General features: G+C 68.6%; 23 protein-coding genes. 12 read left to right on the top strand and 11 right to left on the bottom strand.

The features are described 5' to 3' along the window. Window positions 1-6 precede the first annotated feature (6 nt). Window positions 7-1,038, bottom strand: a complete 1,032-nt coding sequence (locus tag EJO66_RS28740; RefSeq protein WP_223262476.1) for an AraC family transcriptional regulator — start codon at window positions 1,036-1,038, stop codon at window positions 7-9. Between the two features lie 254 nt (window positions 1,039-1,292). Between EJO66_RS28740 and EJO66_RS28735 the strand changes: the two genes are divergently transcribed. The 10 genes from EJO66_RS28735 (at window position 1,293) to acs (ending at window position 11,904) form a co-directional block, all read left to right on the top strand. Next, window positions 1,293-2,207: a LysR family transcriptional regulator gene (locus tag EJO66_RS28735; protein ID WP_125966759.1), complete on the top strand. Its 915-nt coding sequence runs from the start codon at window positions 1,293-1,295 to the stop codon at window positions 2,205-2,207. Between the two features lie 159 nt (window positions 2,208-2,366). Then, window positions 2,367-3,740, top strand: coding sequence for an SLC13 family permease (locus EJO66_RS28730; protein ID WP_125966758.1), 1,374 nt, complete (start codon window positions 2,367-2,369; stop codon window positions 3,738-3,740). Between the two features lie 41 nt (window positions 3,741-3,781). Next, window positions 3,782-5,464 (top strand): malonate decarboxylase subunit alpha, encoded by a 1,683-nt coding sequence (gene mdcA / locus EJO66_RS28725; protein WP_124961864.1) that lies wholly within the window; start codon window positions 3,782-3,784, stop codon window positions 5,462-5,464. A gap of 14 nt (window positions 5,465-5,478) precedes the next feature. Continuing rightward, window positions 5,479-5,811 (top strand): malonate decarboxylase acyl carrier protein, encoded by a 333-nt coding sequence (gene mdcC / locus EJO66_RS28720; protein ID WP_124961865.1) that lies wholly within the window; start codon window positions 5,479-5,481, stop codon window positions 5,809-5,811. Next, entirely contained in the window at window positions 5,808-6,695 is an 888-nt protein-coding gene (locus tag EJO66_RS28715) for a biotin-independent malonate decarboxylase subunit beta (RefSeq protein WP_125966757.1), read from the top strand. Before mdcC ends, EJO66_RS28715 begins: the two co-directional genes overlap by 4 nt. Before the next feature lie 14 nt (window positions 6,696-6,709). Beyond that, complete coding sequence (locus EJO66_RS28710) at window positions 6,710-7,411, top strand: biotin-independent malonate decarboxylase subunit gamma (RefSeq protein WP_124961867.1); 702 nt, start codon at window positions 6,710-6,712, stop codon at window positions 7,409-7,411. A gap of 17 nt (window positions 7,412-7,428) precedes the next feature. Next, window positions 7,429-8,121: a malonate decarboxylase holo-[acyl-carrier-protein] synthase gene (mdcG, locus tag EJO66_RS28705; RefSeq protein ID WP_125966756.1), complete on the top strand. Its 693-nt coding sequence runs from the start codon at window positions 7,429-7,431 to the stop codon at window positions 8,119-8,121. Further along, window positions 8,118-8,981 (top strand): triphosphoribosyl-dephospho-CoA synthase MdcB, encoded by an 864-nt coding sequence (mdcB, locus tag EJO66_RS28700; RefSeq protein ID WP_125966755.1) that lies wholly within the window; start codon window positions 8,118-8,120, stop codon window positions 8,979-8,981. Before mdcG ends, mdcB begins: the two co-directional genes overlap by 4 nt. Further along, window positions 8,978-9,886, top strand: a complete 909-nt coding sequence (locus EJO66_RS28695) for an acyltransferase domain-containing protein (RefSeq protein ID WP_124961870.1) — start codon at window positions 8,978-8,980, stop codon at window positions 9,884-9,886. The genes mdcB and EJO66_RS28695 overlap by 4 nt, the downstream gene beginning before the upstream one ends. Window positions 9,887-9,981: 95 nt before the next feature. Continuing rightward, window positions 9,982-11,904 carry an acetate--CoA ligase gene (acs, locus tag EJO66_RS28690; protein WP_206168903.1) on the top strand — a complete coding sequence of 641 codons (1,923 nt, stop codon included), beginning with the start codon at window positions 9,982-9,984 and terminating at the stop codon, window positions 11,902-11,904. A gap of 19 nt (window positions 11,905-11,923) precedes the next feature. On the opposite strand, the gene vapC is transcribed toward acs, so the two are convergent. Both vapC and EJO66_RS28680 read right to left on the bottom strand, forming a co-directional pair. Beyond that, on the bottom strand, window positions 11,924-12,328 hold the full coding sequence (gene vapC / locus EJO66_RS28685) for a type II toxin-antitoxin system tRNA(fMet)-specific endonuclease VapC (RefSeq protein WP_125966753.1): 405 nt from the start codon (window positions 12,326-12,328) through the stop codon (window positions 11,924-11,926). Next, the gene (locus EJO66_RS28680) at window positions 12,329-12,559 is read right to left on the bottom strand and encodes an antitoxin (protein WP_125966752.1); all 231 of its coding nucleotides are present in this window, start codon (window positions 12,557-12,559) and stop codon (window positions 12,329-12,331) included. 205 nt (window positions 12,560-12,764) lie between these two features. On the opposite strand from EJO66_RS28680, the gene EJO66_RS28675 reads away from it, so the two are divergent. Both EJO66_RS28675 and EJO66_RS28670 read left to right on the top strand, forming a co-directional pair. Then, the gene (locus tag EJO66_RS28675; protein ID WP_420856708.1) at window positions 12,765-13,277 is read left to right on the top strand and encodes an alpha/beta fold hydrolase; all 513 of its coding nucleotides are present in this window, start codon (window positions 12,765-12,767) and stop codon (window positions 13,275-13,277) included. A 19-nt stretch (window positions 13,278-13,296) separates the two neighbouring features. Next, window positions 13,297-14,280 (top strand): helix-turn-helix domain-containing protein, encoded by a 984-nt coding sequence (locus EJO66_RS28670; RefSeq protein ID WP_240648859.1) that lies wholly within the window; start codon window positions 13,297-13,299, stop codon window positions 14,278-14,280. On the opposite strand, the gene EJO66_RS28665 is transcribed toward EJO66_RS28670, so the two are convergent. The 8 genes from EJO66_RS28665 to EJO66_RS28630 form a co-directional block, all read right to left on the bottom strand. Beyond that, the gene (locus tag EJO66_RS28665; RefSeq protein ID WP_125966750.1) at window positions 14,277-15,722 is read right to left on the bottom strand and encodes a catalase; all 1,446 of its coding nucleotides are present in this window, start codon (window positions 15,720-15,722) and stop codon (window positions 14,277-14,279) included. The genes EJO66_RS28670 and EJO66_RS28665 overlap by 4 nt on opposite strands. 128 nt (window positions 15,723-15,850) lie before the next feature. Continuing rightward, entirely contained in the window at window positions 15,851-16,165 is a 315-nt protein-coding gene (locus tag EJO66_RS28660; protein ID WP_124961874.1) for a GNAT family N-acetyltransferase, read from the bottom strand. A gap of 31 nt (window positions 16,166-16,196) precedes the next feature. Further along, entirely contained in the window at window positions 16,197-16,796 is a 600-nt protein-coding gene (locus EJO66_RS28655) for an AraC family transcriptional regulator (protein ID WP_125966749.1), read from the bottom strand. A 19-nt stretch (window positions 16,797-16,815) separates the two neighbouring features. Next, entirely contained in the window at window positions 16,816-17,637 is an 822-nt protein-coding gene (locus EJO66_RS28650; protein WP_125966748.1) for an alpha/beta fold hydrolase, read from the bottom strand. A 41-nt stretch (window positions 17,638-17,678) separates the two neighbouring features. Beyond that, window positions 17,679-19,277 carry an MFS transporter gene (locus EJO66_RS28645; protein ID WP_125966747.1) on the bottom strand — a complete coding sequence of 533 codons (1,599 nt, stop codon included), beginning with the start codon at window positions 19,275-19,277 and terminating at the stop codon, window positions 17,679-17,681. After that, on the bottom strand, window positions 19,270-19,665 hold the full coding sequence (locus tag EJO66_RS28640) for a DoxX family protein (protein WP_124961878.1): 396 nt from the start codon (window positions 19,663-19,665) through the stop codon (window positions 19,270-19,272). Before EJO66_RS28640 ends, EJO66_RS28645 begins: the two co-directional genes overlap by 8 nt. Beyond that, on the bottom strand, window positions 19,665-21,554 hold the full coding sequence (locus EJO66_RS28635; RefSeq protein ID WP_164547929.1) for an amidohydrolase: 1,890 nt from the start codon (window positions 21,552-21,554) through the stop codon (window positions 19,665-19,667). Before EJO66_RS28635 ends, EJO66_RS28640 begins: the two co-directional genes overlap by 1 nt. Window positions 21,555-21,658: 104 nt before the next feature. Next, a complete protein-coding gene (locus tag EJO66_RS28630) occupies window positions 21,659-21,934 on the bottom strand; it encodes a DUF1427 family protein (RefSeq protein WP_124961880.1) in 276 nt (91 codons plus the stop codon). Between the last annotated feature and the right edge of the window lie 90 nt (window positions 21,935-22,024).

Here is a 22,024-nt window from a genome sequence, read left to right as displayed (position 1 = left end):
TGTTCTTCAGTGCCGCGCGTCGGGCAGCCGCACGGGATCGCGGGAGGTGTCGCGCGGCAGCTGCCCGAAGCGCTCGCGATAGCAGGCGGCAAAGCGGCTCAGGTGCGAGAAGCCGCAGTTCAGCGCCACCTCGGTGACGCTGGCACCGTCGTGCCGCGCCAGCTGCGCGTGCGCGGCATCGAGCCGCATGTTGCGCAGCACCTCGCCGGGCGAGAGGTCGCGATAGCGCTTGAAGAGCAAGGCGAGGCTGCGGCGCGTGACGCCCGCGGCCTGTGCCACGTCTTCGAGCGACAGCAGCGTGTCGAGCCGCTCGCGCATGAACTCCTCGGCCTGCCGCAGCTGCCGCAGGCCGGCTTCCTCGGAGCCGCGCCGCACGGCGGCATGCCGTTGCAGGGCTGAATTCGGCCGATGGCACAGCAGGTAGAGCATCAGGTTGTCTTCGCAGTGCGCCATCCACCGCGGGTCGTAGGTCGCCAGGCCGCCCGAGGGCAGCAGCGAGGCCAGGCCGGCCACCATGCGGCACCACTGCGTGCCGGCGGCGTCGTCCAGACAAAAGGGCATCGCGAAATCGATCTCGCCCACGGCGTCGGTGCCGCGCAAGGCGAAGGCATGGCGTGCCACCTCCTGCAGCCGGCTGAGCTCGATCTTCAGGATCAGCTGTTCGCAGTCGGCATGCCAGTGCAGCCGCACCGGCTTGTGGGCGGAAATGACCGCGCCCTGGCCGGGATGGATCTGCAGGGTGTGCCCGCCGGTATGGACATCGGCATGGCCGCGCAGCGGCATCTGCACCAGCACGAAGTTGCCGAGCGCGTCGGGCTCGATGTCGACGTCGCAGCCATAGCGCAGGATGCACAAGGACAGTGCGTTCAGCTCCGCGCGGCAGAAGATGGCGTCGACGTCGCCGCGGCCCCACACGCTGCGGTGCGGCTTGAGCTCGCGGGAGACACGCGCATGCGTCTCGTCTGCATCGCGCGAACGGAAGAGTTCTCTCTCGTACAAGGGGGAAAGCTGCTCGTTCGACCACGCGTCCATAGGCATTTCTCACTCAGGTTCAACGTCGAAACAGTTTTGCTCTGCGCCGCGTTGTACCGCAATTTGCAGACCCCCTCCTGTCAAGTCGTTGGCGCCAGACATGAGCAGGAGAAAATATTCAAGGAAAACAAGGGGTTGGAAGCGCCCTGGGACGATGGCGTGTGGCATGGCGGCTCGAAACACGCAGTCCGGTCGCCATGTCCTGGCGCAAGCCGCTCGCCGTTCCAGGATTACGATCGGGCTTCATCCGCAGGCCCTCCATGCTCCTCCACGTCGACGAAGAGATCACCTTCCGCAAGCTCGAGATTCTCCTGGCCTTCATGGAGACCGGCAACCTGGCGCGTGCGGCCGAAAAGCTCGAGATCAGCGCCGTCAGCGTGCACCGCGCCCTGCATTCGCTGGAAACCGGGCTGCGCTGCGCGCTGTTCCGGCATGAAGGCCGCAATCTGCACCCGACCGAAGCCGCCCATGCGCTGGCGGAAGTGGCGCGCGAGGTGCTTCGCACGATGTCCGAGGGCATTCGCGCCACGCGGGAAGTCGCCGGCTACTCGGCCGACCGCATCCGGATCGGCTCGCTCTATTCGCTGACGAGCCGCACGGTGCCACAGCTGATCATGGGCATGAAGCTGCGCAAGCCCGACCTGCACACCGAACTCGTGCTCGGCTCCAACGCGCACCTGCTGCAGAAGCTGCGCGACGGCGCGATCGACGCCGCGCTCATGGCCATTCCCGAGGATGTTTCCGATGTCGAATCGGAGCCCTTGTTCGAGGACGACATCCAGTTTGCCGCGCCGGTGGGCTCGCCCTACTCCGCGCTGGACCAGATCGACCTGAGCAGCTGCGCCGGCGAGCGCTTCGTGAGCCTGAGCGAAGGTTTCGTCACCTACCGGGGTTTCGTGGAGACCTTCCGCATCGCCGGCTTCACGCCGAACGTGGTGATGAAGACCGACGACATCTTCTCGCTGATGAACCTGGTGAGCGGCGGCGTCGGCTACACGCTGCTGCCGGGACGGGTGCGCGGCGTCATGCCGCAGAAGGTGCAACTGATCCCGCTGCAGCCCAGGTACCTGATGCGCCAGACCATCGCGCTCAACTTCCTGCGCACGCGCGAGCGCGATCCCAACCTGCTTGCGCTGCTGTCGGTGTGCCGCGTGGCCAAAGCCGAACTCGGCTGAATGCGCGGCATCGGCCTGGTTAGGGTTAACCCTCGATCGTTTCGCAAGGCGTAAGCGTCGGCCACGCCGCTTCATTGATCGTCCCGGAGGGGGTCCGTAACGTACGGACCCAGGCGCACGGTGCATGTGCGTCGCACCTAGAACACCGGAGACGCCTCGATGAGTTCACATTGGATTTCGATCTACGCACTGGTCGGCATGTTCGTGCTGGCCACGGTGCTGCCCATCAACATGGGCGTGATCGCCTTCGTCGGCGCCTTCCTGGTCGGCACGCTGGTGGCCGGCATGAACGCGAAGGCGATCATGGGCGGCTTTCCCGCCGACCTGTTTCTCACGCTGGTGGGCATCACCTACCTGTTTGCGCTGGCGCAGAACAACGGCACCATCGACTGGCTCGTCAGGCTGGCGGTGCGCGCCGTGCGCGGGCGCATCGCCGCCATCCCGTGGATCATGTTCATGATCGCCGCGCTGCTCACGGCGGTGGGTGCGGTCAGCCCGGCGGCGGTGGCCATCATCGCGCCGATCGCGCTGGGCTTTGCCGCCAAGTACGGCATCAATCCGCTGCTCATGGGGCTCATGGTCGTGCATGGTGCGCAGGGCGGCGGCTTCTCGCCGATCAGCATCTACGGCGGCATCACCAACAAGATCGTCGCCAAGGCAGGCCTGCCGCTCAACGAGATCGCCACCATGCTGGCGAGCCTCGGCGTCAACCTGTCGGTGTCGCTGCTGCTGTTCTTCCTCATGGGCGGCATGAAGCTGATGCGCCAGAGAGCAAATGCCGACGGCAGCGCGCCGGTCGTGCCGCGCACGTCGCATGGACAGAGCGGCGCGCAGGTGTACGGCGACGCCGAAGGCGAATCGTTCCCCGAAGAGCGGCGTACCGCCGCGCGGGCCGAGAACTCGCTGATGGAATCGGCGCCCGCCGAGGCCGCGGACCCCGGTTCGCGCGCCTACCGGATCGCCACCGTGGCCGGCCTGCTGGCGCTGGCCGTGCTGACGCTGTTCTTCAAGCAGGACATCGGCTTCGTCTCGATCACCATCGGCCTCGTGCTGACGCTCTTGGCGCCCAACCTGCAAAAGCGCGCGCTGGGCCAGGTGTCGTGGCCGGAGATCATGCTGATCGTGGGCGTCAGCACCTACGTGGGCGTGATGGACAAGATGGGCACGATCGACTTCGTCGGCCACAGCGTGGCCGGGCTCACCTCGCCCATGGTCGCTGCGCTGCTGCTGTGCTTCGTCGGCGCCGTGGTCTCGGCCTTCGCCTCGTCGACCGCCGTGCTCGGTTCGCTGATTCCGCTGGCGGTGCCCTTCCTGCAGGGCGACAGCGGCGTCGGCGCCATCGGCTTCATCGCGGCCATGGCCGTGTCCTCGACCATCGTGGACGTCAGCCCGTTCTCGACCAACGGTGCCCTGGTGCTGGCCAATGCCAAGGGCGTGGACCGCGACGTGTTCTTCCGGCAGCTGATGGTGTACGGCGCCATCGTGACGCTGGCGGCTCCCGTCGTGGTGTGGCTGCTCTTCGTGGTGCTCTGAGGCACTCCCTCGTTTCGATCGACCTTCAACCCCCTCCTCTCATGATCCCCAGTTCCTGGACCTCCAAGGCAGACGACCGCAATGCCCGGCTCGCGCGCGCGGCCGACGCGCTCGGGACGCGGCTCGCCGGCAAGCGTGTCGAGACCGAAGCCATCGCCACCCTGCTCGAAGCCGTGCTCTCGCCCGGCGACCGCGTCTGCCTCGAGGGCAACAACCAGAAGCAGGCCGACTTCCTGGCGCAGGCCCTGGTGCAGGTCGATCCGCAACGCATCCACGGCCTGCACATGGTGCAGTCGGTGCTGGCGCTGCCGGAGCATCTGGACGTGTTCGAGAACGGCGTGGCCGCCCGGCTGGACTTCAGCTTCTCGGGGCCACAGGGCGCGCGGCTGGCCAAGCTGGTGTCGGCCGGGCGCATCGAGATCGGGGCGATCCACACCTACCTCGAGCTGTTCGCGCGCTACTTCGTCGACCTGACGCCCAAGGTCGCACTGGTCGCGGCACAGGCGGCCGACGCCGAAGGCAATCTCTACACCGGCCCCAACACGGAAGACACGCCGGCCATCGTCGAGGCCACGGCGTTCTCGGGGGGCATCGTGATTGCGCAGGTCAACGAAATGGTCGACGGCAGGACCACCACGCTGCCGCGCATCGACATTCCCGCCGACTGGGTGAGCTTCGTCGTCAAGGCGCCGCGTCCGAACTTCATCGAGCCGCTGTTCACGCGCGACCCGGCGCAGATCAGCGAGGTCCAGATCCTGATGGCGATGATGGCGATCAAGGGCATCTATGCCGAGTACGGCGTGCAGCGGCTGAACCACGGCATCGGCTTCGACACCGCGGCCATCGAGCTGCTGCTGCCGACCTATGCCGAGTCGCTCGGCCTCAGGGGCAAGATCGGCAAGCATTGGGCGCTGAACCCGCATCCGGCGCTGATACCCGCGATCGAGGCGGGCTGGGTGGAGTCGGTGCATTCCTTCGGCTCCGAGCTGGGCATGGAAGACTACATCCGCGCGCGCTCCGACGTGTTCTTCACCGGCCCCGACGGCAGCCTGCGCAGCAACCGCGCGTTCTGCCAGGCGGCGGGCCACTACGCCTGCGACATGTTCATCGGCTCGACCCTGCAGATCGACCTCGACGGCAACAGCTCCACCGCCACGCTGGGCCGCATCGCCGGCTTTGGCGGTGCGCCCAACATGGGCGCCGACGCGCGCGGCCGCCGCCATGCGAGCCCGGCCTGGCTCAAGGCCGGGCGCGAGGCGCGTGCCGGCCGCACCGGCGCAGCCGGCACGCCGCGCGGACAGAAGCTGGTGGTGCAGATGGTCGAGACCTTCCGCGAGCACATGCAGCCGGCCTTCGTCGACCGGCTCGACGCCTGGACGCTGCAGGAGCAGGCCGGCATGGACCTGCCGCCGATCATGATCTACGGCGACGACGTCTCCCACATCCTTACCGAGGAAGGCATTGCCAACCTGCTGCTGTGCCGCAGCGACGCGGAGCGCGAGCAGGCCATCCGCGGCGTCGCCGGCTACACCGCGGTGGGCCTGGCACGCGACAGGCGCGCGGTCGAGAACCTGCGCGACCGCGGCGTGATCCGCCGGCCGCAGGACCTGGGCATCGACCCCCGCCAGGCCACGCGCAACCTGCTGGCCGCACGCAGCATGCGCGACCTGGTGCGCGCTTCCGGCGGCTTGTACCAGCCGCCCAGGCGCTTCAGAAACTGGTAGCAGGAGATTCAACGATGAGCGACGTTCCCGCAGGGCTCGAAACCCTGGACTTTTCCTTTTCCGGCGGCCGGCCGGCCGGCGCCTTTGCACCGGTGCTGGTCGGCGTGGTCGGCTCGGGCAACCTCGAGGTGCTGCTCGAGCCAACCAATGACAACGGCTGCGCCGTGCGTGTCGAAACCTCGGCGCGCGGCTTCGGACCGATCTGGCAGGCCGTGATGAACGACTTCCACGCGCGCCATCCGCTGGCCGGCGTGCGCGTGTCGATCAACGACATGGGCGCCACGCCTGCGGTGGTGAGCCTGCGCCTGGACCAGGCGGTGGCCGAGATCGCCGGAGGCCAACCATGATCAGCTATGCCGAATGCTCGGCGCGCGAGCGGCTGGCGCTGCTGCTCGATCCCGGCAGCTTCCACGAATGGCTGCCGCCGAGCGAGCGGGTCATGAGCCCGCACCTGGCGCAGCTCGGTGTGCCCTCCGCCTTCGACGACGGCGTGGCGGTCGGCCGCGCGATGCTGGGTGGCCGCCGCGTGTTCGTGGCCGCCCAGGAGGGCGCGTTCATGGGCGGCGGCGTGGGCGAGGTGCATGGCGCCAAGCTGGTCGGCCTGCTGCAGCGCGCGTTGCGCGACCGGCCGGCGGCCGTGCTGCTGCTGGCCGAATCGGGCGGCGTGCGATTGCACGAGGCCAACGCCGGGTTGATCGCGGTATCGGAAGTGATGCGCGCCGTGCTCGACGTGCGCGCCGCCGGCATCCCGGTGCTCGTGCTGATCGGCGGTGCCAACGGCTGCTTCGGCGGCATGGGCATCGTGGCGCGCTGTGCCGACCACATCGTGATGAGCGATGTCGGCCGGCTGGCGATGTCGGGCCCCGAAGTGATCGAGGCGTCTCATGGCGTGGAGGAGTTCGACTCGCGCGACCGGGCGCTGGTCTGGCGCACGACCGGCGGCAAGCACCGCTGGCTCATTGGCGACTGCGATGCGCTGGTCGAGGACGACGTTTCCGCCTTTCGCGAGGCGGCCGTCGCCGCGATCGATGAATCGAGGCCATTGACCCTGGCGGCGCTGGAAGACGAGCACGCCTTGCTCACCGCACGCCTGCACGCCCTGCCCGCCGACAACGTCGACAGCGCCGGCCACGACGAAGCGGCGCTGCTCTGGAGCGCACTCGGCATTGCCGATGCGCAGCAGGTGCCGGAGCTGTCGGTCGAAGCCGTCCGCGCGCTGCGCACCATCTGAACGAGGAGCATCACATGCAATGGAGTTCTCTGGTCACCCAGCTCTTCGGCCCTTACCACGGGATGCGCGAGGACGGCGATTTTCTGCAGGGCGAAGTCATCTTCGACGGCGAGCCTCTTGCGGTGATCGGCACGACCCACCATGCGCCGATCGGGGTCCGGCTCGCGCTCGCGCAGGCCCGCGTCGTGCTGGACACCATCGCACGGCATCCAGGCCGGCCGATCCTGCTCTTGATCGACACCCAGGGCCAGCAATTGCGCCGGCGCGATGAACTGCTCGGCATCAACCGGGCGATGGCGCACCTGGGCGCCAGCATCGACCTGGCGCGGCGCCGCGGCCACCGCGTGCTCGGCCTGGTGTACGACCAGGCGCTGTCCGGCGGCTTCATCACCTCGGGGCTGATTGCCGACGCCTGCTACGCGCTGCCCGACGCCGAGATCCGCGTCATGCGCATCCCCGCGATGGCGCGCGTGACCAAGCTGCCGGAGGACAGGCTCACGGCGCTGTCGCAGTCCAACCCGGTGTTCGCACCCGGCGTGCAGAACTACGTGGCGATGGGCGGCGTGCGTGCGCTCTGGCGCGGCGACCTGCAGGCCTGCCTGCGCGACGCGCTGGCCCACACGCCGACCGAAGACCGGCGCGCGCGCGACGGCGCCGAGCGCGGTGGACGCCGGCTCGCCGCCGCGGTCGTGCAGCGCGTGCTGGACGCTGCGTGAACGCAGGCTGAGTTCGAATGACCGCCATGGTTTCGCTGCATCGCCACCAACTCGCCTGGCTCACCTCGCGCGGGTGGGCCGCCGTGCTGGGCCGGCCGTGGGATGTGCAGGCGCGCGACTGCCTCGCGCATTGGGCCTCGCATCGACTGCCGCTGGTCGTGACGCGCCAGCCGGCCCTTCCCGGCGCCAATGAATGGATCGCACTGGGTTTGCCGGCGCCTGCGCGCTGGGGCCGGCGCCGGCTCGCACTGCAGGTGCCGCACGCCGCTGTGCAGGGCCGGGGCGAGTTCCCGTGGCTCGCCGACGTGCAGGACCTGCTGCCGCCGCCAGCGCGGGATGCGCTGCGCGAACTGCTCGGCAGGCTCCGCCAGTGCCACGCGGCGGCACGCGTGTTCGGAAGCTACGGCTGGCAGGCGATCAGCGGCCTCGACCATGTGCGCGCGGCCTCCGACATCGACCTGTCGGTCGCGGTCGAGGGAGCGGCCCATGCGGATGCCGTGGTGCGCGCGCTCGCGTCGTTCGAGGCACCGCAGCCCCGGCTGGACGGCGAGCTCGTGTTCGGCGAGGGCGCAGCGGTGGCATGGCGTGAATGGGTCGAATGGCGCGCCGGGCGCGCGCGGGCCGTGATGGTCAAGCGGCTCGACGGCGCGAGCCTGCATCGCGATGCCGCATGGTGTGGTCGCACTGAACCGATGGAGATCGCCGCATGAGGAACTTCGCGCTTTTGCCGGCACCGGATTCACGCCTGACACCGGCGGTGATCGGACGCGCGGCCACGCTCTCGCTCTACGACGAACTGTCGCTGTCGCCCAAGCCCGGCCTGGTCACGCTGATCGACTGCGGCAGCCACGACGACATGGATGCACACACCTTCATGCGCAGCCTGTTCTCGCTGCGCCGCTACTTCGTACAGATCGCCGAGGCCGGCGCTGCAGGTGCGGACTTCGCGGTGCTCGAGCGGCACGGCATCGCGGCGGAGGCGCGCATGCTGGCCGCCACCGGCGGCGTCAACACGCACCGCGGCGCGATCTTCATGCTCGGCCTGTTGTGCGCCGCGGCCGGTGCCGTGCTGCGGGCGCATGGCGATGCATTGGACCCGGCGGCACTGCGCGATGCGCTGCGCCGGCATTGGGGCGAGGCACTGGCCAGGCGCAGCCAGCGCCCACCCGTGCTGCCCGGCGGCATCGCTGCACGGCGCCATGGCCTGCGCAGCGCATCCGAAGAGGCGGCGCTGGCGTTTCCGGTGCTGTTCGAGACAGCGCTTCCTGCGCTGAGGAAGGCATTGGCTGGGGGCCTCACGCCCCGCCAGGCCCGGCTCGATGCCTTGTTCCACATCATTGCGGTGCTGGACGACAGCAACCTCGCGCACCGCGGGGGCCTTGCCGGCCTGCGCGACGCCCAGCGCGCGGCGCAGGGTTTTCTCGATCGGGGAGGCATCGCGCGGCCCGAAGGGCTTGAGGAGGCGCAAGCCATCGCAGACGATTTCGTGCGGCAGCGCCTGTCGTCCGGTGGCGCGGCAGACACGCTGGCCGCCGCCTGCTGGCTCCAGCGCGTGTGTCCAGGCTCATGAGCTTCGCACTGCTTTTTTCCGGCCAGGGCACCCAGCATCCCGCGATGCTGCCCTGGCTGACGGACGACCCACTCGTGCGCAACATGTGCGCGCGGCTTGGCGTCGACGACTGGCGCCGTGCCCTCGCAGACCCGCAATGGGCCGAACGCAACGGCAACGCGCAGACGCTGCTGACGGGCCTTGCCCTGGCGGCCTGGGCACAGCTCGCGCCCCTGGTCCCGCCGCCCGCCGCGGTCGCCGGCTACAGCGTCGGCGAACTGGCGGCCTTCAGTGCGGCCGGCGTGATCGATGCGGGCGCGGCCGCAGCACTCGCGCCGCAGCGGGCCGCGGCCATGGACCGCTGCGCCGCACGTGCGCCCGGTGGCCTCCTGGCCGTCAGCGGCCTGTCCGAGCAGAAGCTGGAGCAATTGCGCATCGATGCGGGGCTCGAACTCGCGATTCGCAACGGCAGCGCCAGCGTGGTCCTCGGCGGCCCGATCGCGGCATTGAACGACGCCGAGCGCATGGCCCTGGCAGCCGGTGCGCAGTGCACGCGCCTGCGGGTCAACGTCGCGTCCCACACGCCCTGGATGCGCGAAGCGGCAGAGAGCTTTTCACTGGTGCTTGCGCAGGTGCCGTTTCATGCGCCCCGCGCCGTGCTGTTCAGCAATGCGGGGGACCGCATCCGCGATGCAGGGTCTGCCCGGGTGGCATTGGCTGCCCAGATCGCCCAGACGGTCCGCTGGGACGAATGCATGGAAAACATCATGGCGCGGCAGGTGCGCTGCGTGCTGGAGGTGGGACCGGGCCAGGCGCTCTCGCGCATGTGGAACCAGCGCCATCCCGGCGTTCCCGCGCGCGCCTGCGACGACTTCCGCAGCGCCGCAGCGGTTGCGGCCTGGCTCAACAGCCATGCGGACCCGTGAAGCCAGGCAGGCCCCTTGGCGCACCGAATCGAACCATCAGGAGATCCACCGTGAGCAGCAACGAAGCAGCAACCCCTCTCATTCCAGCCCCGGACATGAAGGACGCCCATGTGTACGGCATGCAGGCGTACGAGAAACTGGTGGCCGAGGCAGAGGCCGACCACAGCGGCTACTGGTCGCGCCTTGCGCGCGAGTTCCTGAGCTGGAAAACGCCGTTCACCCGGGGGCTCGACGACAGCCGGGCGCCCTTCTTCAAATGGTTCGAGGACGGTACGCTGAACGTGTCCTGGAACTGCCTGGATCGCCAGGTCGAGCGCGGCCTGGGCGACAAGACCGCCATCATCTTCGAGGCCGACGACGGGCAGGTGACGCGGGTCAGCTACCGCGAGCTGCTCGCGCGCACCGGCCGCATGGCCAACGCGCTGAAGGCGCGCGGCGTGAAGAAGGGGGACCGGGTCGTCATCTACATGTCGATGAGCATTGAAGGCGTGGTCGCGATGCAGGCCTGTGCGCGCATCGGCGCCACGCATTCGGTGGTGTTCGGCGGTTTCTCGGCGCAGAGCCTGCGCGACCGCATCCAGGATGCCGGCGCCGTGATGGTCGTCACCGCCGACGAACAGGTGCGCGGCGGCAAGCAGCTGCCGCTCAAGGCCATCGTGGACGATGCCATCGCGCTGGGCGGCTGCGAGAGCGTGAAGAACGTCGTCGTCTACCGGCGCACCGGCGGCCCGATCGGCTGGGTGCCATCGCGCGACCGCTGGCTGCACGAAGAGACGCAGGCCCAGCCCGAGACCTGCGAGCCCGAATGGGTGGGCGCCGAGCATCCGCTGTTCGTGCTCTACACCTCCGGGTCGACCGGCAAGCCCAAGGGCGTGCAGCATTCCAGCGGCGGCTACCTGCTGCATGCGGCGCTGACGACGAAGTGGACCTTCGACCTGAAGCCCGCCGACGTGTTCTGGTGCACCGCCGACATCGGCTGGGTCACGGGCCATACCTACATCGCCTACGGCCCGCTGGCGCTGGGTGCCACCGAAGTGGTGTTCGAGGGCGTGCCCACCTACCCCGACGCGGGCCGCTTCTGGAAGATGATCCAGGACCACAAGGTGAGCGTGTTCTACACCGCGCCCACGGCCATCCGCTCGCTGATCAAGGCGGCCGAAGGCAACGCAGCCGTGCACCCGAAGCGCTACGACCTGTCGAGCCTGCGCATCCTGGGCTCGGTGGGCGAGCCGATCAATCCGGCGGCCTGGGAGTGGTTCCACCATCACGTCGGCGGCGGCCTCTGTCCGATTGTCGACACTTTTTGGCAGACGGAGACGGGCGGCCACATGATCACGCCGCTGCCGGGCGCCACGCCGCTGGTGCCGGGCTCCTGCACCCTGCCCTTCCCCGGCATCGCGGCGGCCATCGTCGACGAGACCGGCGCCGACGTGCCGAACGGCCAAGGCGGCATCTTGGTGGTGAAGAAGCCCTGGCCGAGCATGATCCGCACGATCTGGGGCGACCCGGAGCGCTTCAAGGCGAGCTACTACCCGCCGGAACTCAAGGGCTTCTACCTCGCGGGCGACGGCGCCATCCGCGATGCGAAGACCGGCTATTTCACGATCACCGGCCGCATCGACGATGTGCTCAATGTCTCGGGCCACCGCATGGGCACGATGGAGATCGAATCGGCGCTGGTGTCGTGCACCGCGCTCGTGGCCGAAGCCGCGGTGGTCGGCCGCCCCGACGACACCACCGGCGAGGCGATCTGCGCCTTCGTCGTGCTCAAGCGCGCGCGCCCCACCGGAGACGAAGCGAAGAAGATCGCGAACGAGCTGCGCAACTGGGTCGCAAAAGAGATCGGCCCCATCGCCAAGCCCAAGGACATCCGCTTTGGCGACAACCTGCCGAAGACGCGCAGCGGCAAGATCATGCGCCGGCTGCTGCGCTCCGTGGCCAAGGGCGAGCCGATCACGCAGGACACGTCGACGCTGGAGAACCCGGCTATCCTGGCGCAACTGTCGGAGCGGAACTGAGGGGCGGTGCATTGAAGCATCACGCCCAGTTCTCGACCTCCAGACCCTCGACGCGGCTGAACTCGCGCTCGTTGTTGGTGACCAGCACCCAGCCTTCGGCGCGGGCGTGAGCGGCAATCCACAGGTCGTTGTTCCCGATGGGCCGGCCCTTGCGCTCAAGGGCGCTGCGAATCTGACCGTAGTGTTGGGCCACCGCCTCCGTGACTGGTTGGACCTGGATGACGCTTTGCAGTTGCTTCAGCGCAGCCAGTGCCTTGGAGCGAGCCTGGCTTTTTTCCGCGCCATGTTGCAGTTCGCCGAGCGTAATGACCGATATGGCCAGGATGTCGGCGCTCAGTTGCTCGAAGCGTGCTCGAACCGCTGCCGGATTGTGCTTGGCGATGTAGATGCAGATGTTGGTGTCGAGTAGATACCTGATGGCCATTCAGAACGACTCCCGTTCCTGGGGTGCGGTATCGTCGCGGCCATTGGCCATGAAGTCGGAAGGCATTTCGACGAGCGCGTCGAAGATTGCGGTTGCGCTCGCGGGCCGCTCACGCAAAACAATGTCGTTGCCTTGGCGAAAAATCTCCACCTGCTCGGATGTCAATCGGAACTCCTTCGGCAAGCGCACAGCCTGGCTGTTGCCGGATTGGAAAACACGGGCGTAGGTCATCGGGGCCTCCTTGCGTGATGTATATACAAAAAGTATATACACAAGCGGTGGCTTCGTCAACGGGCTGCCTGCCCTTACCGTCCATACCCTCCCCATGAAGCCGCACGATCAAGGCGCGCAGCCAGGCAACGGCGGGGGCCCTGTGATAGCGGCCGTGCCAGAACAGGCTGATCGCAATCTCGGGCAGCCTGGCCGGATGCCGCACATGGGACAGGCCGAAGGCCCGGCCAGGGCCTGGGCGAGCCGCTCGGGCACTGTGGCTGCCCCGCTGATGCTGAAGACTGCGGCCAATCCCAACGGCGTGCCCATCGAGATGCTGGACGGCATTCGCGCGGAGGTGGCCAGCAACCGGCCGCAGTTCTTCAAGGACTTCACGCTGCCGTTCTACGGCTTCAATCGGCCCGGCGCGAAGATCTCGGAAGGCATCTGCGAGCACTGGTGGCAGCAGGGCATGATGGGTTCCATCCAGGCGCACTATGACGGCATCAAGGCATTCTTGGAGACCGACTTCACCGAAGACCTGAAGAAGATGGACGTGCCGACGCTGATGATGCACGGCGACGACGACCAGGTCGTGCCGATCGGAATCTCGAGCGAGATGACCGCGAAGATCATCAGGAACGCGACCTTGAAGGTCTACCCGGGACTGCCGCACGGCATGCGCGCAACCCATGCCGACCTCATCAATCCCGACCTGCTCGCGTTTTTCAAGAGCTGAGGCCGCCGCGCTCGACTCGGTGCAGAATCTCAAGCAAGGCACCCAGGCCTTCCATCGCAAACAAGACAGCCACATGCCCCCGTCGATCCAGGAAGCTTCCTCATCGCAGCGCCTCGATCCCGCCCCGAAGGACACCCTGGGCTGCACGGCCCATCATCTTCAACGGGACCAGGGCCTGCGCGCGGACGGGATCGCGATCCATCGCAAGACGATGGACGTGCCCCAGCTCCATCACGTGGAGACGGAGGCGAGCGCGCGCGGCGTGCTGCTCGGAATCTCGCTGCGCGATGGCCACAGCCGGCGCATTCTCGATGGGCCCCGCGCCTCCAGCCACGATTTCGACAGGGGCTCCATCTACATCCGCAGTTTTTCGGACCGCTACCGCGCGGACATCCGACGCCCGTTCGATTTCGTGCTGCTCGAGATCTCGCATGCCAGCCTCGAGCGGGCCATCGACGAAAAGGACGGAAAGCGCGTCGGCAGCCTCGCCCGCGTGGCGGGCGTCCGGGACGAGGTGCTGCTCAACCTGGCGGCGGCCCTGACGCCGGCGCTGGAGCACCCCGCCGGCGCGAGCAGGCTGTTCGTCGACCAGCTGAGCGTCGCCATGACGAGCTACCTCGTCGAAAGGTACGGCGGCGCAGCCCCGACGGCGCCCAGGACCCATCGGCTCCTGTCGCGCGCGCACGAGGTGCGTGCCAAGGAGATGCTGCGCAGCAGGATCGACGGCAGCATCTCGATCACCGAGATCGCCGATGCGTGCGGCCTGTCGCGCAGCTATTTCATCCACGCCTTCCGCGAGACCACCGGCTACACGCCGCATCAATGGTTGATTGCGCAGCGGCTGGAGCAGGCTCGCGCGCTGCTCATCGACTTCGACATGCCGCTGGCGGACGTTGCGGCGGCCTGCGGCTTTGCCGATCAAAGCCACTTCACCCGGGTTTTCTCCCGGCATTCCGGTGCGCCGCCAGGCACCTGGCGGCGCAGGATGCGGGTTGGAAGCTAGAGACCGAGCCGGTCTGCAACGCCCTCGCCCAGCGCGTGGTCGACGAGCCGGAAGTGCGCAATCTGGCGCCGCTGGATCGCCTCGGGCACCCCGGCCATCGATCTTGCGATGTTCTCGTGCAGCCGGTGCCTGTGGCCGTCGTCCATGCGGCGGTACAGGACGGCGGCCTGCGCATGGTCCCCGAGCCCCTGGCGATCGTCGAAGCGCATGGCGTCGCCGTCCAGGGGCAGCGGCGGCTCGACGAGCGTGCGGTCCGGGCGCGGTCCTCCGAACGAGTTGGGCTCATAGTAGGCATCGGTGCGGGCCGGAACGTCCAGGCGCATCGCGCCGTCCGCGTGATAGGTATGCACCGGCGACTTCGGCCGGTTCACCGGCAGCGCCTCGTGGTGCGTCCCCACGCGGTAGCGCTGCGCGTCGGCATAGGCCAGCAGCCGCCCCTGCAGCAGCTTGTCGGGCGAGAAGCAGATGCCGGGCACGATGTTGGCCGGATTGAAGGTGGCCTGCTCGACCTGCGCGAAGTAGTTGTCGGGGTTCGTGTCGAGCTCAAGAACGCCGACCTCGACGAGCGGAAACTCCCGCTGCGGCCAGACCTTGGTCGCGTCGAACGGGTTGAACGACAACTGCGCCGCCTGCGCCTCGTCCATCACCTGGATCTGCAGCGACCAGCGGGGAAGTTCCCCCCGCTCGATCGCGTCGAACAGGTCGCGCTGTGCGCTTTCGCGGTCGTCGGCGATCAGCTCGCGAGCCTCGGCATTTGTCAGGCACCGGATGCCCTGCTGCGTGCGCAGGTGGAACTTGGCCCAGACCCGCTCGCCGGCCGCGTTGACCAGCCCGAAGGCATGGGCGCCATAGCCGTGCATGTGGCGAAAGCCTGCCGGCAGGCCGCGGTCGGAGAACAGCATCACGATCTGGTGCAGGCTCTCGGGCGAGAGCGACCAGAAGTCCCAGATCGCCGTGGGCGAGCGCACATGCCTGACCGGATGCCGCTTCAGCGCCCGCACCAGGTCGGGAAATTTCTGCGGATCGCGGATGCAGGCGACCGGCAGGTGGCTGCCGACCAGGTCCCAGTTGCCTTCCTCGGTGTACGCCTTGATGGCGAAGCCGCGCAGGTCGCGCTCCGCGTCCGCGCAGCCCTGCTCGCCCGTCAGCCCCGAGAAGCGCACCAGCACGGGCGTGCACTGCCCCGGCTGGAGCACCCGTGCGCGCGTGTGGCGCGAGATGTCGCCCGTGATGCGCAGCGTGCCGAAGGCGGCCGCGCCCTTGGCGTGCAGCACCCGTTCCGGAATGCGTTCGCGTGCCAGGTAGGCCAGCTTCTCGCTCATCTGGTAGTCCTGCCGCAGGATCGGCCCGCGCGGGCCCGCGGTGATCGAGTGCTGGCTGTCCGCGACGGGCGCGCCCCCCGCGGTGGTCAGGGTCGGGGGTCTGCTGTGGGGGTGGGTCATGGAATTCTTGATGCGGGCTGTCTCGACGGGATGTGTACCGCGCCGGTGCGCCCGTGTCTTGAACAAGAGTCGCCCGCCTTGAATGCCCCCGGGGCGCACGAATGTGCAAAAGCAGCCGCCAGGCCGCCTCAGAGGCCCAGCAGCGTGCGGCCTTCGCCGGCCAGCAGGTCGTGCGTCTCGGGATGCGAGCGCATGTAGGCCGCGAACACCGGGCACTGCGGAATGACGCGCAGGCCGCGCTCGCGCGCGGAAGCCAGGCCCGCGAGCACCAGCTGCCGGGCCACGCCCTGCCCTTGCAGTGCCTCGGGCACCAGCGTGTGGATGAAGGTGATGACGTCGCCCGCCAGGCTGTAGATCGCGACCGCGCGTTCGCCTTGCGATGCGAATTCGAAACGGTGCTTGGACGGGTTGTCTTGAACGGAGGGTGAAGAAGGCGTGGTCATGAAAAGGGTCCGGGATGGGCGGAGGTGGCGTTCAGTGCATGCACCGCGAATGTTGCGGGGCTTGGGATGCGGCCGCATCGCCGGTGGCCGGGTTCCCGAAGCGATGGACCAGGTGCGCGCAGATCGCGATCGCCAGATGCTCGCTCGTCGCCGAACTCGCGCGCTGCGGCCCCTCGAGCAGGGCCAGCACCGCTGCGCCCAGGTTTTCCATCACGGGATCGACCAGCCCCGGCGTGCAGGCAAGGCCGCTCACGCGCGCCAGGCCCGCCGCATCGGTCATGGCGTCCACCAGCGCGCGCGGCACGTAGAAGTGAAGGGCATCCAGCGGACTGCCCAGGTAGCTCGCCACCTCGTCGCGCAGGTCGACGATGCTGATCGCCCCGGGCGCATAGCCGCGCACCACCGAAGGCCGGCCCCGCACCCAGAGCTCGTGGTGGCTCACGCCGGCAAGGTGCAGGGTCACGGCGAAGGCGTCCTGCGGCGGGATCTCCTGTTTCATGCCCAGCTGGTCGGGCAGGCAGGTGATGCGCGTGGCAACGAACGGCGTCTTCGGCGCGGGCAGCATGACGAGAGCGGGCGCGGAAGGCAATTCGAAGTACCGTCCCAGGAGATCGCCGTAGGCGCCTTGCATGCCCGCGTCCGGCGAACGGTCAGGCCTGGATGAACGCCAGCAGGTCGGCGTTCACCTGATCTTTATGCGTGGTGCAGGTGGCATGCGGCGCGCCGGCGTAGACCTTGAGCTGGCTGCCCTTGATCATCTCGGCTGCGAGCTTGGCCGTGGCCTCGATGGGCACCACCTGGTCGTCGTCGCCGTGGATCACGAGCGTGGGCACGTCGATCCTGGCCATGTCGGGGCGGAAGTCGGTTTCCGAGAACGCGGTCACGCAGTCGATGGTGGCCTTGACCGAGGCCTGCAGCGCGATCTGCAGCGTCTGCTTGAAGATGCCTTGCGAGACCTTCGCGCCGGGGCGGTTGGTGCCATAGAAGAGCGTGCTGAAGTCATCGAGGAACTGCGGGCGGTCGGCGGCCAGCCCTGCGCGGATGCCGGCAAAGAGCGACGCGTCGGGCCCCACGGGATGATCGGGCGTCTTCATGAACAGCGGCGTCACGGCGCTGATGAGCGCGAGCTTCGCCACGCGCGCGCTGCCTTTGCGCGCGATGTAGCGCGCCACGTCGCCGCCGCCCATCGAGAAGCCCGCAAGCACCACGTCCTTCAGGTCGAGCGTCTCGATCAGCTCGGCGATGTCGTCGGCGAAGGTGTCGTAGTCGTAGCCGGTCCACGGCTGGCTGGAGCGGCCGAAGCCGCGGCGGTCGAAGGCGATCGTGCGATAGCCGCGTTCGGCGAAGAACAGCATCTGGGCGTCCCACATGTCGGCGCTCAGCGGCCAGCCGTGGCTGAAGAGAATGGGCTGGCCCGAGCCCCAGTCCTTGTAGTAGAGCTCGGTGCCGTCGCGCAGTGTGAGTGTGGTCATGGTTTTTCCAGTTTGACGAAAAGAAAGAGAGAAGAAGGAAATCAGAGAGACAGGAAGTGGTGCACCTCGGGCTTGCCGGGACCGATGTGAAAGCGCGTGGCCTCGCCCTGCAGGTCCGCATCGGCATGCGACACACGGTGGTGCTGGCGCAGGTGCTCGGCCCAGGACTCGACCAGGAACCACTCCATCACGCGCTCCGGGTCGCCGGTGTGCTCGGTCACGCCCCAGGCGTAGGCGCCGTCGCGCCGGCGCTCCAGCGACAGCCGCTTCATCGCATCGAGAAACGCCGGTCGGTCTTCCTTGCGGATGCGGTACTCGACCTGCACCATCACGGGGCCGCGGTCGTGCGCGACAGGCTCGGCGACCAGCGGCTCGGGCCAGTGGTTCGAGGGCTGCAGATCCGACTCGCCGGTGGGCAGGCGTGCGCGGTGGAACAGCAGGGCCATGACGGCCAGGCCGGCGGCGCCCGCCACCAGCGTGTACGGCACGCCGATCTCCTGCGCGACCAGGCCCCAGCCCAGGCTGCCGGCCGCCATCGCGCCGTTGAAGACGGTCAGGTAGACCGCCAGCCCTCGGCCGCGCACCCAGTTCGGCAGGATCGATTGCGCCACGCCGTTGAGCGTGGTGAGCGCAATGATCCAGCCCAGGCCCAGCACCAGGAGCAACAGCACCGCGAGCCACTGCGGCGGCGCGAAGACCAGGCTGCCCATCACGCCGGCGGTGAGCAGCGAGGCCAGCAGCAGCATGCCGTCGGCGTCGAGCCGTGCGCGCAGCCGCGGCATCACCAGCGCGCCGCCGATCGCGCCCGCGCCCACGGCGCCGAGCAGGATGCCGTAGAAGCCGGCGCTGCCGCCGAGCATCTGGCGCGCCACCAGCGGCAGCAGCGCCCAGACCGAGCTGGCGAACAGGAAGAACACCGCCGCGCGCAGCAGCACGCGGTGCAGTTCGCGGCTGGCGCGCGTGTAGCGCAGGCCGGCGCGGAAGGCACCCAGGAAGTTCTCGGACAGGCCGCTGTCGACGGCCGCCGGGCGCTTCCACCACAGCAGCGCCGCGATCACGAACACATAGCTGAGCACGTCGATGCCGTAGGTGACGGCGGCGCCGAAGCTCGCGAGGATCAGGCCGCCTGCGGCCGGCCCGATGGAGCGCGCGATGTTGATGCCCAGCGAGTTCAGCGCCACCGCGTTCTTGAGGTCGGCGCGCGGCACCAGCTCGGGCACGATCGACTGCCACGTCGGCCCCATCAGCGCGGCGCCGATGCCGCCGACGAAGGTCAGCGCGATCAGGTACTCGACGGTGAGCGAGCCGGTGTGCGAGAGCAGCAGCAGCGTGCCGCTCACGGCCGCCAGCACCAGCTGCACGAAGATCAGGAAGCGCCGCCGGTCGAGGATGTCGGACAGCACCCCGGCCGGGATCGCGAGCAGGAAGATCGGCAGCGTGGCCGCGGTCTGGATCAGCGCCACCGCCGTGGGGCTGGCCGACAGGTCGGTCACCAGCCACGAGCTCGCCACGTCGCGCATGAAGCTGCCGATGTTGCCGAGCACGGTGGCCGCCCACAGCACGGCAAAGACCGGCTGGCGCAGCGGCGCGAAGCTGCTGCTCGGCTTCGTGGCCTGGGTGGTACCCGCGGGATCAGCCATTCGCGCGCTCCTTCAGGTCGTGCCAGGCCACCAGCAGGAAGCCGCCGACCAGGCCCAGGTGCTCGAAGAAGGAATTGGCCGCCATGAAGCGCTCCGGTTGCGGCATTTCCCAGAAGCGCAGCGCCACGAAGGTTGCCATCAAGGTGAAGCCCGCGAGCGCCAGCGCGCCGAGCCAGCGGTGGAAGCCCGTGAGGATGAGCGCGGCGGCGCCGAGTTCCAGCACGATCACTGCCGCGGCCAGCGGCCCTGCGGGCGACAGGCCGAAGTGGTTCATCTCGGCGATGGCCGCGTTGAAGTCCATGGCCTTGTTGAGCCCGCCCTGCAGGTAGGCCGCGCACAGCAGCAGCAAGGCGAGCCAGCGCACGGCGGGCGAAATGGTCCAGCGCATCACACCGCCCAGCAGGCGCAGCCGAGCGCGCCCCAGAAGCTCTTGAGGTCGGCGATCGGCAGCTTGCTGCTCCAGGCCGTCGCGTGCTGGTGCCCATGCACGTTGCAGTCGTTGGCACAGGCGCAGGACATGGCCGCTTGGCGCATGGCCTTTTGCAGCGGTGCGCCCTCGGCATCGCCCCAGCCGCCATAGCCGCCGAAGCGGCGCACCGGCGACCAGTCGGGCATCGCCGGCGGCGGTGCGCCTTCGTCGTGCGCTGCGAACGGGCCGGCGCCGTAGACCACCTTGCCGCCGACCATGGTCAGGAGCGCCGTGGTGTCGGCAATCTCCGATTCCGGGCAGGCGAAGAAGTCGCGGTCGGGCACCACAAGGTCGGCGAACATGCCGGCTTCGATGCGGCCCTTCTTGCCGACCTCGTTCGAGAACCAGGTCACGTTCTCGGTCCACATGCGCAGCGCGGCCTCGCGGTCCAGGCAGTTGCGCTGCGGGTAGAGCTGCATGCCACCCACCGTCTTGCCCGTGACCAGCCACGAGAGCGACACCCAGGGGTTGTACGAGGCGACGCGGGTGGCATCGGTGCCGGCCGACACCTTCACGCCCTTCTCGAGCATGCGCTTGACCGGCGGCGTGGCCTCGGCCGCGCCGGCGCCGTAGCGCTCGACGAAGTATTCGCCCTGGTAGGCCATGCGGTGCTGCACCGCGATGCCGCCGCCCAGTGCGGCGATGCGGTCGATCGATTTCTCGGAGATGGTTTCGCAATGGTCGAAGAACCAGTTCAGGCCCGCGAGCGGCGTATCGCGGTTCACCTTCTCGAACACGCCGAGCGCGCGATCGATGGTCTCGTCGTAGGTGGCATGCATGCGCCACGGCCACTTGTTCTGCACCAGCACGCGCACCACCTCTTCGAGATCGCCCTCCATCTCGGGGGCCATCTCGGGGCGCGGCTGGCGGAAGTCCTCGAAGTCGGCGGCCGAGAACACCAGCATCTCGCCCGCGCCGTTGTGGCGGAAGTAGTCGTCGCCCTGCTTGTACTTCGAGGTGGCGGTCCAGTGGAGGAAGTCTTCCTTCTCGGCCTTGGGCTTCTGCGTGAACAGGTTGTAGGCCAGCCGGATGGTGAGCTGGCCGGCATCGGCCAGCTGCTGGATCACCTGGTAGTCCTCGGGAAAATTCTGGAAGCCGCCGCCCGCGTCGATGGCGCCGGTCACGCCCAGGCGGTTGAGTTCGCGCATGAAGTGGCGCGTGGAATTGAGCTGGTATTCGAAGGGCAGCTTCGGGCCCTTGGCCAGGGTCGCATAGAGGATCGACGCATTCGGCTTGGCCAGCAGCAGCCCGGTCGGGTTGCCGGCCGCGTCGCGCACGATCTCGCCGCCGGGCGGCGCGGGCGTGTCCTTGGTGTAGCCGACGGCGCGCAGCGCGGCGCCGTTGAGCAGCGCACGGTCGTACAGGTGCAGCAGGAACACCGGCGTGTCGGGCGCCACCGCGTTGAGCTCTTCGATGGTCGGCAGGCGCTTTTCGGCGAACTGGTGCTCGGTGAAGCCGCCCACCACGCGCACCCATTGCGGCGCGGGCGTGATCGCGACCTGGCGCTTGAGCATCGCCATGGCATCGGCCAGGCTGCGCACGCCATCCCAGCGCAACTCGAGGTTGAAATTGAGGCCGCCGCGGATGATGTGCAGGTGGTTGTCGATGAGGCCCGGCAGCACGGTCCTGCCCTGCAGGTCCACCACGCGGGTGCCGCTGCCGGCGAGCGGCAGCACGTCTTCGCTGCGGCCCACGCGCAGGAAGCGGCCATCCTTGATGGCCACGGCGCTCGCGGTGGGATTGGCGCGGTCCAGCGTGGTGAAGCGGCCGTTGTGCAGGATCAGGTCGGGGGCGGCGGTACCAGCCATGTCGGATCTCCTTTGGGTGGGTTGCGCGCTTGCCGTTGCGGCAAGCGCGGCAGCGCCGAGCGTGCCCAGGCACAGCCGGCGGCGTTGTTCGTCGAACGGATCGTTCATGCGTCTTTGCGCGCAGCGGCGCCCGGCTCGGCCTTGGCGCATTGCGGCAGCTCGCCGAACACATGCGGCTTGACCTGGTGCTGCAGCCATGAAGTGGCAGCCGCCTGGGGCTTGATCACGCTCTTGATGAGCGGCGGGATCTGCTCGCCGAGCAGGATCCCGAGCAGCCCCACGAGGGCGATGACCGGCGGCGCCGGCGAACGCACCTGGAACAGTGCGTAGATCACGCCGACCAGCAGGCCGAGCGCGAGCGACAGGACGTAGGGCTTCATCTTGTCCACCGCGGCGTTCAGCCTTCGTGCGCGCCGAACATGGTCTTGGCGTAGGTCACGCCCAGGCCGTAGGCGCCGCCCACCTTCTTC

This window comes from Variovorax beijingensis (assembly GCF_003951285.1).
Classification (GTDB): Bacteria; Pseudomonadota; Gammaproteobacteria; order Burkholderiales; family Burkholderiaceae_C; genus Variovorax; species Variovorax beijingensis.
The sequence above is the reverse complement of the archived record's forward strand: the minus strand, read 5'-3'. Positions and strand labels throughout refer to the sequence as shown.